General features: G+C 23.3%; 11 protein-coding genes and 4 tRNA genes. 3 read left to right on the forward strand and 12 right to left on the reverse strand.

Going from position 1 to position 14,421, the window contains the following annotated elements; translation table 11 throughout:
* Positions 1 to 57: 57 nt before the first annotated feature.
* From rpoB to RJT25_RS00140, 11 genes are all read right to left on the reverse strand, one after another.
* A complete protein-coding gene (gene rpoB / locus RJT25_RS00090) occupies positions 58 to 4,089 on the reverse strand; it encodes a DNA-directed RNA polymerase subunit beta (protein WP_343126564.1) in 4,032 nt (1,343 codons plus the stop codon).
* Positions 4,090 to 4,291: 202 nt separating this feature from the next.
* The gene (gene rplL, locus RJT25_RS00095) at positions 4,292 to 4,660 is read right to left on the reverse strand and encodes a 50S ribosomal protein L7/L12 (protein WP_343126565.1); all 369 of its coding nucleotides are present in this window, start codon (positions 4,658 to 4,660) and stop codon (positions 4,292 to 4,294) included.
* Positions 4,661 to 4,704: 44 nt separating this feature from the next.
* Complete coding sequence (gene rplJ, locus RJT25_RS00100; protein ID WP_343126566.1) at positions 4,705 to 5,193, reverse strand: 50S ribosomal protein L10; 489 nt, start codon at positions 5,191 to 5,193, stop codon at positions 4,705 to 4,707.
* A 167-nt stretch (positions 5,194 to 5,360) separates the two neighbouring features.
* On the reverse strand, positions 5,361 to 6,050 hold the full coding sequence (gene rplA / locus RJT25_RS00105) for a 50S ribosomal protein L1 (RefSeq protein WP_343126567.1): 690 nt from the start codon (positions 6,048 to 6,050) through the stop codon (positions 5,361 to 5,363).
* 5 nt (positions 6,051 to 6,055) lie between these two features.
* Positions 6,056 to 6,487 carry a 50S ribosomal protein L11 gene (rplK, locus tag RJT25_RS00110; RefSeq protein WP_343126568.1) on the reverse strand — a complete coding sequence of 144 codons (432 nt, stop codon included), beginning with the start codon at positions 6,485 to 6,487 and terminating at the stop codon, positions 6,056 to 6,058.
* Between the two features lie 28 nt (positions 6,488 to 6,515).
* Positions 6,516 to 7,058 (reverse strand): transcription termination/antitermination protein NusG, encoded by a 543-nt coding sequence (gene nusG / locus RJT25_RS00115; RefSeq protein ID WP_343126569.1) that lies wholly within the window; start codon positions 7,056 to 7,058, stop codon positions 6,516 to 6,518.
* A 5-nt stretch (positions 7,059 to 7,063) separates the two neighbouring features.
* Entirely contained in the window at positions 7,064 to 7,450 is a 387-nt protein-coding gene (gene secE, locus RJT25_RS00120; RefSeq protein ID WP_343126570.1) for a preprotein translocase subunit SecE, read from the reverse strand.
* Positions 7,451 to 7,715: 265 nt separating this feature from the next.
* Positions 7,716 to 7,789, reverse strand: a tRNA-Thr gene (locus tag RJT25_RS00125).
* A 24-nt stretch (positions 7,790 to 7,813) separates the two neighbouring features.
* A tRNA-Gly gene (locus RJT25_RS00130) sits at positions 7,814 to 7,885 on the reverse strand.
* Positions 7,886 to 7,904: 19 nt separating this feature from the next.
* Positions 7,905 to 7,986, reverse strand: a tRNA-Tyr gene (locus tag RJT25_RS00135).
* 11 nt (positions 7,987 to 7,997) lie between these two features.
* Positions 7,998 to 8,070: transfer RNA gene (locus tag RJT25_RS00140), tRNA-Thr, on the reverse strand.
* Between the two features lie 304 nt (positions 8,071 to 8,374).
* On the opposite strand from RJT25_RS00140, the gene RJT25_RS00145 reads away from it, so the two are divergent.
* The 3 genes from RJT25_RS00145 (at position 8,375) to argH (ending at position 12,095) form a co-directional block, all read left to right on the forward strand.
* The gene (locus tag RJT25_RS00145; protein WP_343126571.1) at positions 8,375 to 9,265 is read left to right on the forward strand and encodes a methylenetetrahydrofolate reductase; all 891 of its coding nucleotides are present in this window, start codon (positions 8,375 to 8,377) and stop codon (positions 9,263 to 9,265) included.
* Between the two features lie 196 nt (positions 9,266 to 9,461).
* Positions 9,462 to 10,679: an argininosuccinate synthase gene (locus RJT25_RS00150; protein ID WP_343126572.1), complete on the forward strand. Its 1,218-nt coding sequence runs from the start codon at positions 9,462 to 9,464 to the stop codon at positions 10,677 to 10,679.
* 39 nt (positions 10,680 to 10,718) lie between these two features.
* A complete protein-coding gene (argH, locus tag RJT25_RS00155) occupies positions 10,719 to 12,095 on the forward strand; it encodes an argininosuccinate lyase (RefSeq protein ID WP_343126573.1) in 1,377 nt (458 codons plus the stop codon).
* A gap of 413 nt (positions 12,096 to 12,508) precedes the next feature.
* On the opposite strand, the gene rpoD is transcribed toward argH, so the two are convergent.
* Entirely contained in the window at positions 12,509 to 14,365 is a 1,857-nt protein-coding gene (gene rpoD / locus RJT25_RS00160; protein WP_428994266.1) for an RNA polymerase sigma factor RpoD, read from the reverse strand.
* Positions 14,366 to 14,421 lie beyond the last annotated feature (56 nt).

Raw genomic sequence — 14,421 nt, forward strand, 5'->3', positions numbered from 1 at the left:
AGGGTATACGAGAAGTATAAGGGAATTTTCTAGTAATTTTATTTTAAATATAATTATTTAATCATTTTCTAGTTCTATATTAATACCTAAAGAACGTATTTCTTTTAATAATACATTAAATGATTCTGGCATTCCTGGTTCCATTTTTTGTTTACCACTTACAATATTTTTATACATTTTAGTGCGTCCATTTACATCATCTGATTTTACAGTTAACATTTCTTGTAAAGTATGTGAAGCTCCATAAGCTTCCAATGCCCAGACTTCCATTTCTCCAAAACGTTGACCACCGAATTGAGCTTTTCCTCCTAATGGTTGTTGTGTAATAAGACTATATGATCCGGTAGATCTTGCATGCATTTTATCATCGACTAAATGGTTTAATTTTAACATGTACATATATCCTACAGTGACATCTTGCTCGAATTTTTCTCCGGTTCTGCCATCAAATAAAGTGATTTGCCCTGAACTAGGTAAATTACCTAATTTTAATAAATTTTTAATTTCTTGTTCTTGCGCTCCATCAAAAACTGGAGTTGCTATTGGCATTCCATTTTGTAAATTTTTTGCTAATGTGAAAATTTCTTCAGGAGAAAAATTTTTTAAATTAACTTTTTGAAATGTATTGTTACCTAAATCATATGCTTTTTGTATAAATTTTTGAATTTTTTTTAGATCTTTTTTGGTTTTTAACATATTATGAATAACATCACCTATTCCTTTGGAGGCTAATCCTAAATGAGTTTCTAATATTTGCCCGATATTCATTCTGGATGGCACTCCTAATGGATTTAAGACAATGTCTACTGGATTACCATGAATATCATATGGCATATCTTCGACTGGATTAATTTTTGAAATTACGCCTTTATTACCATGACGTCCAGCCATTTTATCTCCTGGTTGAACTTGTCGTTTAGTAGCTAAATATACTTTTACAATTTTTAAAATTCCAGGAGATAATTCATCACCTTCTGTAATTTTTTTATTTCTAATATATAATTTTTTTTTAAATTTTTTTTTTAAATTTTTGTATTGTTTTTCAAATTGTAAAAGAATTTTTTGCATTTCTGGATTTTTTTTAAATTTTATTTTAAAATATTTTTCTATGGAGTCTGTAGATTTAATTAAATGATATAATTTTTTATGAAGAAAAATTTTTTGAATGCGTTTAATAATATTTTTTTCAAAAATTTTAAGTTCAATAATAAGTTTTTCTTTAATTTTTTTTAATTGCATAGTTTCAATTTCTAAAGTTCGTTTGTCTTTTTTGACTCCTTCTCGTGTAAAAATTTGTACGTCAATAATAGTTCCTAAAGAACCATTCGGAACTCTTAATGAAGAATCTCTTACATCGGAGGCTTTTTCTCCAAAAATTGCTCGTAATAATTTTTCTTCTGGTGTTAATTGAGTTTCTCCTTTCGGAGTCACTTTTCCGACTAGTATATCTCCACTTTTAACTTCTGCGCCAATATATACAATACCTGAATCGTCTAGTTTAGATAAAGAAGATTCATTAATATTAGGAATATCAGCTGTAATTTCTTCAGCACCTAATTTAGTATCTCTAGCAATACATGACAATTCTTGAATGTGTATAGTAGTAAATTTTTCTTGTTGAATAACTTTTTCTGAAATTAAAATAGAATCTTCAAAATTATATCCATTCCAGGGCATAAAAGCGACTCTCATGTTTTGTCCTAATGCTAATTCACCTAAATCTGTTGCTGGACCATCTGCCAATATATTTCCTTTAGAAATTTTTTCATTTAAAAATACACATGGAATTTGATTAATACAAGTGTTTTGATTAGATCTTAAATATTTGTTTAAATAATAAATATCTATTCCAAAATTTTCATTAGTAATTTTTTTTTCAGAAATTTTTACAACAATTTTTGAAGCATCAGAATATTGTATTGTACCGCTTCTTTTAGCAATAATTGTAACTCCGGAATCGATTGCTACTATTCTCTCCATTCCAGTGCCTACTAACGGTTTTTCTGCTCTTAATGTAGGTACTGCTTGTCTTTGCATATTTGCACCCATAAGAGCTCGATTTGCATCATCATGTTCTAAGAATGGAATTAAAGAGGCACCGACAGAAACAATTTGTTGTGTTGAAATATCAATGTAATTTACTTTTTTTTTAGGAAATAATCCAGATTCTCCGTTATAACGGCAAATAATATTATTTTTTTTTAATTCATTATCTTTGTTAATTTCGGTATTAGCTTGAGCAATGATGTAATTATTTTCTTCTATTGCTGAAAGATAATGTATATTTTTAGTAACTTTTCCTTTTATTATTTGTTGGTATGGTGTTTCTAAAAAACCATATTGATTAGTTTGAGCGTATATTGCTAAAGAATTTATTAATCCAATATTTGGTCCTTCTGGAGTTTCTATAGGGCATACTCTTCCATAGTGTGTAGGATGAACATCTCGTACTTCAAATCCAGCTCTTTCACGTGTTAATCCTCCTACTCCTAATGCAGAAATTCTTCTTTTATGTGTAATTTCTGATAATGGATTATTTTGATCCATAAATTGGGATAGTTGACTAGAACTAAAAAATTCTTTAATAGCTGCTGAAATTGGTTTAGCATTAATCATATCTTGAGGCATTATAGTATCTAGATCAGCAATAGATAATTTTTCTTTTACAGCCCTTTCAACGCGAATTAAACCTATTCGAAATTGATTTTCTGTCATTTCTCCTACAGAACGAATTCTACGATTACCTAAATGATCAATATCATCAATTTCTCCTTTCCCATTACGAATAGAAATTAATTTCTTAATGACTTTAATAATGTCAGAAGTACTTAAAAGACTAGATCCTTTTAATTCTTTTCTTTTTAAGGATCGATTTAATTTCATTCTTCCGACGGGTGATAAATCATATTTTTCAACAGAAAAAAATAAATTTTCAAATAAGTTTTCTGTAGATTCTTTTGTAGGTGGTTCTCCGGGTCTCATCATACGATAAATTTCTGTTAGTGCTGTTAAGCGATCAGATGTAGAATCTATTTTTAATGTTTCGGAAATATATGATCCATGATCTAAATCATTTGTAAAGAGTACATCTATTTTTTTAAATCCAGAATTTTTTAATAAAGAAATAATTTCTAAAGATAATTGTGTGTTAGCAGTAGCTAAAATTTTTCCAGATTTTTTGTCAAAATAATTTTTAATTAGAGTTTTTTGTAATAAATATTCAATAGGCACTTTAATGTATTTTACATTATCTTTTTCAAGATTTTGAATATGTCGTGTAGTAACACGTTTTCCTTTTTCTATATAAATTTTTTTATTATATATAATGTCAAATGAAGTTGTTTCTCCTCTTAATCTTTTAGGAATTAATATCATTTTAAAATGTTTTTTTTGTATATAAAAAGTATCTTTTTTAAAAAAAATTTTTAAAATATTTTCTGTATTTAGATTTAAAGCACGTAGTAGAATGGTAATGGGTAATTTTCTTCTACGATCGATTCTAACGTATAGAATATCTTTTGGATCAAATTCAAAATCTAGCCAGGATCCTCTATATGGTATAATTCTTGCATTGAACAATACTTTTCCTGAGGAATGCGTTTTTCCTTTGTCACTATCGAAAAATACTCCTGGGCTACGATGTAATTGTGATACTACTACTCTTTCAGTTCCGTTAATTACAAAAGTTCCTGTATTAGTAATTAATGGAATATCTCCCATATAGACTTTTTGTTCTTTTATATGTTTAATAGTTTTTTCAGTTGTATCTTTTTCATAAATAATTAATTGTAATTTTACACGTAAAGGTGCAGAGTAAGTTAATCCGCGAATTCGACATTCTTGAACATTAAAAATATTTTTTCCTAATTTGTAAGAAATATATTTTAATTTTGCAAGAAAATTATAACTATAAATTGGAAAAATTGAATGAAAAGCAGATTCTAAACCAGATTTTTCTGGAGGATTTTTTTTTAGGAATTTACGATAAGAATCTAATTGAATAAACAATAAATAAGGTATATCAATTTTTTTTTTTTGTTTTCCGAAATTTTTACGAATTCGTTTTTTTTCAGTATTCGAGTAAACCATTATTTTCCTTATTTTTTTAGAAAAGATAAATGATATATTTAGATTTTTTAAAAATATAAAAAATATTTTTTTTATAGTTTTACATATTAAAAATTTAATAAAATATAAATTTTTAAAGTGAAAATATAGCTGGTGATTTTTATGTCACCAGCGACATAAGTTATATAATTATAGTATTTGAAATTTTAATAATATTTTATATTTATATAATATCTACTTGCGCTCCAGCATCTATTAATATTTTTTTTAAATTTTCTGATTCTTCTTTATTAATTTTTTCTTTAACGAGTACAGGTGCTGATTCTACTAAATCTTTAGATTCTTTTAAACCTAAACCAGTAGTTGCTCTAATTGCTTTAATTACAGAAACTTTATTTGGACCTATAGCATTTAATTTTACATTAAATTCTGTTTTTTCTTCTTTAACAATATTTTTGGAAGATTCAGAATTTTTAATAGGCAAAGAAGCAGAAACATTAAATTTTTTTTCTATTTTAGAAATTAAAGACATTATTTCTTTAATTGACATTTTTGAGATAGCAGTAATAATTTCTTTAGTAGTTAATGACATAATCATAGTTCCTAATGTCGGATTCAATATTTATAAATATTTTTTTATTTTTTTTGAGTTATGTTAAATAATATTCGTAATAATTTTCTAATGCTAATTTCTTGGAATAGAAATAATAATTGTTGAAGGGCTTCAGAATATGTAGGTATTAATGAAAGTTTTTTAATTTCTGAATTTGATAAAATTTTTCCTTCAAAAATTGCAGTTTTAATTTTAAAATTTTTATTTTTTTTTGCATAATTTAAAAAAATTCTACTTGCGCTACCTGGGTGTTTCATAGAAAATGCTAATAAAGTTGTTCCTTTTAATATTTTATTAAGTATTGAAAAAGGAGTAGATATGAGTGATTTTTTTAATAAAGTATTTTTTACAACAGAAATTATTACATTTTTTAATCTATTTTTTTGACGTAAATAATTAATTTCATTAACTGTAATTTTTGAAATATCTGCAATAATTAAAGAAAAAGCTTTTTTTGCTAGGGTATGATATGTTTTAATAATTTTTTTTTTTTGTATTATTGTTAACGCCATTTTTTTTTCTCTATAATTTAAATTTTATAAATTTTTATAAAATTTTTTTATATAATTTTTGAATATTAATTAATATATTATTTTAAGGTATGATAAAATTTTTTAAAAAAAATAAAATTTAAAATTTTAAATATTTCTATATAATTTCATATATAATAAGATATTTATTAAAGAGATATATGATTAACTATGATACTAGGACTCATCGTAGTAGATAAAGATATTTTTTTAAAATAGAATCCTTTTAATTGAGGTGGTTTAGAATTTTTAATATGTTGTAATAAAAATAATAAATTTTCATATAATTGGGTGGTAGAAAAATTAATTTTTCCAAATGTGCTATGAATAATTCCATATTTATCATTACGACATTTTATTTTACCTTTTCGAAGTTCTTGAATAGTATTTTTTAAATTGTCAGTAATTGTTCCATCTTTTTTATTAGGCATAAATCCTTTAGGTCCTAATATTAATCCTAAATTTTTTATAAATTGCATAGCGTCTGGAGTAGCTAAAACATAATCAATTTTTTTTTTTTTTTTTTTAATAATATCTAATATAGATTCCATACCAGAAAAATCAGCTCCTATTTTCAAGGCTTTTTTTTGATTTTCAGGAGAAGTAAAGACTGCAATAGTAATTTTTTTTCCTGTACCATGGGGTAGAATTACTGTATTTCGTATATTTTGTTCTGATTTTTTAGAATTTATAGATAATTGACAAGCAAGATCTACACTTTCTGTAAATTTTGTTGGTACAAATTTTTTTAAAATTTTTATTCCATCTTTTATTTTGTAAATTTTTTTTTTTATAAAAATTTTTATATTTTTTTTATTTCTTTTGGAAATTTTTTTCATAATTTTTATTCCTGAATAACTTTGATTCCCATTGATTTAGCAGTACCTTCAATAGAATTAGCAATTTTTTCTAAATTTGAGCCTGTCATATCAGTAATTTTTTGTTGCGCTATTTCATATATATTTTTTTTAGTAATAGTAGCTACAGTAATTTTTTTTGGTTTTTGAGATCCTTTTTTTATGTTTGCTATTTTTTTTAATAAAACAGAAGCAGGAGGTGTTTTAATTATAAAAGAAAAAGATTTATCAGAATATACAGTTATAATTACTGGAGTAGGAATTCCTTTTTCTATCTTAGAAGTTTTTAAATTAAATTGTTTACAAAATTCCATGATATTAATTCCTTTTTGCCCTAAGGCTGGACCGACTGGAGGGCTAGGATTAGCCATACCTGATAATATTTGTAATTTAATATAAGTATTTATTTTTTTAAGCATATATATTCTCTTTGATATAAAATTATTGTTAATTTTTTGTAACTTGATTAAAATCTAATTCTACGGGGGTAGATCTGCCAAAAATAGATATGGAAACTTTGAGTCTATTTTTTTCATAATCAATATTTTCTACAATACCATTAAAATCTGAAAAAGGTCCTTCTTTTACTCGTATAGTTTCTCCTGGTTCAAAAATAATTTTGGGTCTAGGTTTATTATGAATTTTTTTTAATTTTTGTAAAATTTTATCAATTTCTTTCTTATTAATTGGGGTAGGTTTATCAGGAGAGCTACCGACAAAACCTGTAACTTTAGGTAATTTTCGAATGACATGCCAATTTACATTATTCATAATCATATATACTAAAATATATCCTGGAAAAAATTTATATTCACTTTTTTTTCGTTGACCTTTAATAATTTCGATTACTTCTTCAGAAGGTACTAAAATTTTTCCAAATTCTTTATTTAAATTATTTAAAGTAATATATTCACGAATAGATTCTGCTACAGTATTTTCAAATCCAGAAAATGCTTGTATAGCATACCATTGTTTTTTTAAATTATACATATTTGTTATAGTTGTGTTGGAATAAAAAAAGAGATAATACGTATACATAAGTTATCCAATATCCATAATATTATAGATATTAGTAATATGATTAAAAGAATTATAAAAGTAGTTTTTAATGTATTTATTTTTTTTGGCCATGTAATATGATGTGTTTCAGTATGAATTTCGTAAATTAATAAAATAATTTTTTTAAAAAATTTGGTAGAAAAAAAAATTTTTATTATTATGATATTAGTGATTACAATATATAAAATTTTTAATATTTTTTTAAAATGATATTTTAGAAAAAAAATTTCTAAAATTAGAATACTTTTTAAAAAAATCATTAATATCCATTTTATTTTTTCTAAATTTTTAACATAAAATTTATGTATATTTTTAAAATTCATAGTATAAACCTATTTTAAGCTGTTTTAATACATTTTTTTTGAAAAAAATTTATATTGTAAGATTTTTAAAATTTTAATAATTTTTAAAATATATTTTTATAATAATAAAAAAAATATTATAAATATTTTAAATATTTTTTTTTAAAAAAATAAAAAATGTTATAAGAATTTAAAAATATTAAATTTTTTTCATGTTAGAATTTATTTATTGAAAAATAATAGAAAATTTTGAGAAGTTTTTTATATTTTATTTTAATATTTTTGATGCTGATACCCAGATTTGAACTGGGGATCTCATTCTTACCAAGAATGTGCTCTACCTAACTAAGCTATATCAGCTTTTTTTAAAAAAATATTTTTTTGAGCGGATAGTGGGAATTGAACCCACATAATCAGCTTGGAAGGCTGAAATAATAACCTTTATATGATATCCGCATTTTTTAAAATTTTTTTATGGTGGGAGAAGGATTCGAACCTTCGAAGTCAATGACGTCAGATTTACAGTCTGCTCCCTTTAACCACTCAGGAATCCCACCTTAGACATTTTTGCCGGTTACCGGAATTGAACTGGTGACCTACTGATTACAAGTCAGTTGCTCTACCTGCTGAGCTAAACCGGCTAATTAAATTTTTTATTATTATTTTTTTTAAAAAAAATAAATTTTAAAAAATATTAATATTTTTAATTATTAAATTTTTTATAAAAAATGTCAACTATTTTTTTATTTTTTATAAAAAAAGGTAAAAATATTTTTTATAAAAAAAATATTTTTTTCAAGAATTTAAGATTTGATTTTAAAAAAATATTATTATATTATAATAAATAATTTATTGAAATATTTAATAATTTTAATTTTTTAAAAAAAATATTAAATCAAAAAATAAAATATGATTTTAAAGGTTTTTTTGGAGAGTATATATATAATGTTAAAAACTTTTAATTTTTTTTCTATACCATTAATTCCAAAAAATATGTTAAATAAAAAAATTAATTTTTCGTTTGAATTTTTTCCTCCCAAAGATATTTTTGGAAAAAAAAAATTATTAAAAATAATTAAAGAATTAGAAAAAATTAAACCTATTTTTTTTTCTATTACACATAGTGTAAAATCTTTAAGTTATTTCAATACTGATCAAATTATTTTTTTTTTGTTAAATAATACTAAAATTCCGATTATTCCTCATCTTACTTATATAAATTTTAAGAAAGCTGAAATTCAAAATATTGCAAAAAAATATTTAAAATATGGAATTAAAAGTGTTTTAGCTTTGCGCGGGGATTTACAAGAAAATCAAAAAAATTCTAATGTTTATTCAATAGATTTAATTAAAATTTTAAAAGAAATTGGGGATTTTAAGATTTTTGTAGCAGCTTATCCTGAAATACATCCGGAATCTTCTAATATGTTAGAAGATTTAGAAAATTTAAAAAAAAAAAAAAATATGGGGGCAAATACTGCCATTACTCAATTTTTTTTTAGTATAGAAAAATTTTTATTTTTTAAAAAACAATGTTTATTACATAATGTTAGTTTAAAAATTATTCCGGGTATTTTACCTATATTGTCTTTTCAACAATTATTACGTTTTAAAAATTTAACAAACGTTTTTATTCCTCCAAATATTTTTAAAGGTTTTTTAAAATATCAAGATAATTCTAAGAAATTTAAAGAATATAGTATAAATTTTACAGTGAATTTGATTTTAAAATTATTTCTACATGGCGTCACAGATTTTCATATTTATACTTTAAATCGTATAGATTTCTTTAAAAAAATTTTTTTATATTTACAAAAAATATTTTTAAAAATATAAATTTTAATTTAGAAATAACTTTTTAATTCTAAAATTTAAATCTGTAAAATATATTTTAAAAATTAATTTAGACTAAGATACTTTTTTAAATAATTTGATAACAGAATTTTAATTATTAAAAAATTATATTAAGAATAAAAATAATATATAATTTTTTAGGTTTTTTAAATTAAATAAATTTTGGAAATATTAGAAAATGAAAAATTTATATAAAAAAAATACAATCGTATTAGCGTATTCTGGTGGGTTAGATACTTCAGCTATTATTCCTTGGATTAAAGATACATATAAATATAATGTTGTAGCATTTGTAGCTAATATAGGGCAATCGAAAAAAGATTTAATGAATATAAAAAAAAAAGCAATTGATTCTGGAGCTGATAATTGTTACGTTGAAGATTTACGTGCTGTTTTTGTGGAATCTTTTATTTTTCCAATGTTAAAAAGTGGCGCTTTATATGAAAATAAATATTTATTAGGAACTGCAATTTCACGTCCTTTAATAGCTCAAGCTCAAATTAATTGTGCAAAAAAAATTAAAGCGATTGGAGTATGTCATGGAGCAACAGGAAAAGGGAATGATCAAGTACGTTTTGAATTATCGTATGTTTCTTTGGCTCCTCAATTAAAAATATTAGCACCTTGGAGAGAATGGAAATTTTGTTCTCGGGAAGATTTATTAGAATATTTAAGAGAGAAAAATATTTTAACTAATGTAAGTTTACAAAAAATTTATAGTAAAGATGAAAATATTTTTCATATTTCTACGGAAGGGGGAATTTTAGAAGATTCTTGGAATGCTCCAGATGAAAATTGTTGGTCTTGGACTACTTCTTTACAAAAAGCACCTAATAATTCTGAAAAAATACATTTAAAAATTTTAAAAGGAAATATAGTTGAAATTAATCATGTAAAGGTAACTCTATATCAATCTTTAAAAATTTTAAATAAAATTGGTTGTAAACATGCTATTGGACGTATTGATATTATAGAAAATCGTGTTATCGGTTTAAAATCTAGAGGTTGTTATGAGACTCCAGGGGGGACTATTATTTTTACAGCTTTAAGGGCATTAGAGGAATTGACTTTAGATCGTGAAAGTTATTGTTGGAAAAATCAAATCTCTCATAAAATGTCAGAAGTGATTTATGAAGGAAAATGGTTTACTCCATTAAGAATTTCTTTACAAAAATCTTCAGAAGTTTTTTCAAATTTAATTAGTGGGAAAGTTTTAATTGAATTATACAAAGGTTCTGTTTTAGTTTTAAAAAAATATTCTTTAAATTCTTTATATTCAGAAGAATATTCTACATTTGGAAAAGATACTGTTTATACTCAAAAAAATGCTCATGGTTTTATTCAATTGTTTTCATTACCTTCTAAAATCCGCGCATTAAAAAAAAATATTATATAAAAAAATATTTTTATTAATTATATTATAGGATAAGATATTATGAATTTATGGGGTGGAAGATTTCAAGAAAAATCGCATAAAAAATTTAAAGATTTTAATAATTCTTTAAAAATAGATTTTCGTTTATTTAAAGAAGATATTTTGGCATCTATTGCATGGTCTCAGATTTTAAGTGATGCTTCGATTTTAACAACTAAAGAACAAAAAATAATAGAAAACGGTTTAAAAAATATTTTAAAAAATTCTTTTACAAAAGAGAAAATTTTAAATTCTAATTCAGAAGATATACATAGTTGGGTTGAAAAAGAATTAATTAAGAAAATTGGGGTATTAGGAAAAAAATTACATACTGGGCGCAGTAGAAATGATCAAATTTCGACAGATTTAAAATTATGGTGTAAATCTAAAATTTTACAATTACTTTGTCAAATTAAAAAATTACAATCGCATTTAATAAAAATAGCAACTAAATATCAAAATACAGTTTTTCCGGGATATACTCATTTACAGAGAGCGCAACCTATTACGTTTTCTTTTTGGTGTTTAGCATACTTTGAGATGTTGGAACGAGATAAAAAAAGATTAAATAATGCATTGGAAAATTTGGATTTATCTCCTTTAGGTTCGGGAGCTCTAGCTGGGACTTCATGGGAAATTGATCGTAAAAAATTAGCAAAATTAATGAATTTTCGTACATGCACAAATAATGCGTTAGATAGTGTTTCCGATCGTGATTATATTTTAGAATTATTATCTGTTGCTTCCATTAGTATGATGCATTTGTCAAGATTTGCAGAAGATTTAATTTTTTATAATTCAAATGAAGCAAATTTTATTGAATTTTTTGATAATATTACTTCTGGTTCGTCTTTACTACCACAAAAAAAAAATCCAGATATTTTAGAATTAATTCGAGGTCGTTGTAGTACAGTATATGGTGGTTTATTTTCGACATTAACTTTATTAAAAGGTTTACCTTTATCATATAATAAAGATTTTCAAGAAGAAAAAAGGAATTTATTTTTAAGTATTGATATTTGGAAGAGTTGTTTAGAAATTTCTATTTTAGTTTTAAAAAATTTTAAAATAAATTTTGAAAATTGCACAAAAGCAGCTCAAAAAGGATATAGTAATTCTACAGAATTAGTAGATTATTTAGTGAACAAAAAAGTTCCTTTTCGAGAAGCGCATTATTTAGTTGGGCGTATTGTTTTAAAAGCTATCAAAAAGAAGAAATTTATTGAGCAATTTACATTAAAAGAATTACAAAAATATCATTCCTGTATTTCTCAAGATGTTTTTGAATTTTTAACATTAGAAGCTAGTTTACAGAAAAAAAATTCTTTTGGAGGAGTTTCCCCTAGTCGTGTTCAAGAAGCTTTAAACAATGCAAAAATTATTTTATCAAATAAATAATGTTTTTAAATTTCCTTATAAGATTTTATATAATAATTTTTTAAGATTAATAAAAAAATTTTCTTATTAAAAATTTTATAATATGTATTTAAAGATATTTATTTATATAAATTTTTTATTAAGAATTATAGAAATTAAAAATTATATATTTGAAAATTTTTGCATATGTTTTTAGGAATTTTAAAAATAATTTAAAAAATATTTTAATTTAGAATATCTATAAGGAAGTAGATATTTTTATTGTATTTTACATTTTTTATGTATATTATGAAATTTTTATATATTATATTTTTTAATATTTTTAAAAATTAGGTAATAAATTATTGTTTAATAAATTTTAGAAAATTTTTATAATATATAATATTTTTTTAATGAATTTAAAATATGTAAAAATAAATTTTATATTTAGTATTTTAAGAGTCATCTAAAAAACTTTTTAAAATCTCAGATCGGCTAGGATGACGTAACTTTCGTAAAGCTTTAGCTTCAATTTGTCTAATACGTTCTCGAGTAACATCAAATTGTTTTCCGACTTCTTCTAAAGTATGATCTGTATTCATATCGATTCCAAATCTCATACGAAGAACTTTAGCTTCTCGAGCGGTAAGACCAGATAATACATTATGAGTAATATTTTTTAAACTTTCTGAAGTAGCTGATTCTAATGGTAATTCTAAATTTGTATCTTCAATAAAATCACCTAAATGAGAATCATCGTCGTCTCCTATTGGAGTTTCCATTGAAATAGGTTCTTTAGCAATTTTTAAAACTTTTCGAATTTTATCTTCTGGTATAGACATTTTTTCAGATAATTCTTCTGGTGTAGGTTCTCTTCCAATTTCTTGTAACATTTGTCGAGATATACGATTAAGTTTATTAATAGTTTCGATCATATGTACAGGTATTCGAATAGTTCTTGCTTGATCTGCAATAGATCTAGTAATTGCTTGACGGATCCACCATGTGGCATATGTAGAAAATTTATATCCTCTTCGATACTCAAATTTGTCTACAGCTTTCATTAAGCCAATATTTCCTTCTTGTATTAAATCTAAAAATTGTAATCCTCTATTGGTATATTTTTTTGCAATAGAAATAACTAATCTTAAATTTGCTTCTACCATTTCTTTTTTAGCGCATTTAGTTTTTGCTTCTCCTATAGAAATTTGTTTATAAATATTTTTAATTTGTTGAATAGTTAATCCTGTTTTTTTTTCTATTAAATTTAGTTGATGAATATTTTTAAGAATATTTTTTTTATGTTGTATAATTTTTTTTGACCATTTTGTTTTAAAATTTTTAATTTTATTTAACCAGAATTTTTGTATATTTTGATTTTTAAATAATGTTAAAAATTTTTTTTTAGGCATTTTACATGTTTCAACGCAAATTTTCATTAAAAAATTTTCTTGTAAACGAATTTTTTTGATTAGGATTTGCATGTGATTTACTAAAAGATTAAATTGTTTTGGTACTAGACGAAATTGTTTAAATATTTTTGATAATTTTAAAATAGCATTAATAGAATCTTGATGATGTCTTTTTTTTTTTTGTATAATATTATAAGTTAGAAAATACTGTTTACGTAATTTTTTAAATTTTTTTTTTGCTAAAATTGGATCAATATGATTTTCAGTATCTTCAGGTATCATATTGTTATTTAAAGAATGAATTTTATTATTATTTTTATTATTTAATTTATTAATTTTTTTTTTGTCAATTAATGTAGGTATAATAATTTTAATTTTTGGTGTTAATGTAAGGTCAATAAATCCTGTAATGATTTCTGAAAGTTTCAGAAATCCTTTTTCTACTTTTTTGTATTGTTCTAATAAATATAAAATAGTTTTAGGGTATTCTGCAATAGAAGATTGGACTTGATGAATACCTTCCTCAATTCTTTTAGCTAAATTTATTTCACCTTCACGTGTTAATAAATCTACAGTTCCCATTTCTCTCATATACATACGAACTGGATCTGTTGTTCTACCTAATTCAGTTTCTACTTGAGATAAAACTCTTTCTGTCGTTTCTGCTACATCTTCTTCGACATTAGTAGGTGGCTCATTTAGTATTAAATTTTCTATATCACGAGCTTCTGCAACAATCTGTATTCCTAAATCATTAATTATTTGAATAATATCTTTAATTTGTTCTGGATCAATTATATTATTTGGAAGATAATCATTTATTTCAGAATATGTTAAATATCCTTGCTCTTTTCCGTGTAAAACAAGTAATTTTAACTGTGATTGTGGGTTTTGTTCCATAATACGATATCCATTCTGATTAATTAATACATTAAAAAAATTAAATAATATTAATA

It is taken from the genome of Buchnera aphidicola (Nippolachnus piri) (genome assembly GCF_039383305.1).
Classification (GTDB): domain Bacteria; phylum Pseudomonadota; class Gammaproteobacteria; order Enterobacterales; family Enterobacteriaceae; genus Buchnera_F; species Buchnera_F aphidicola_AZ.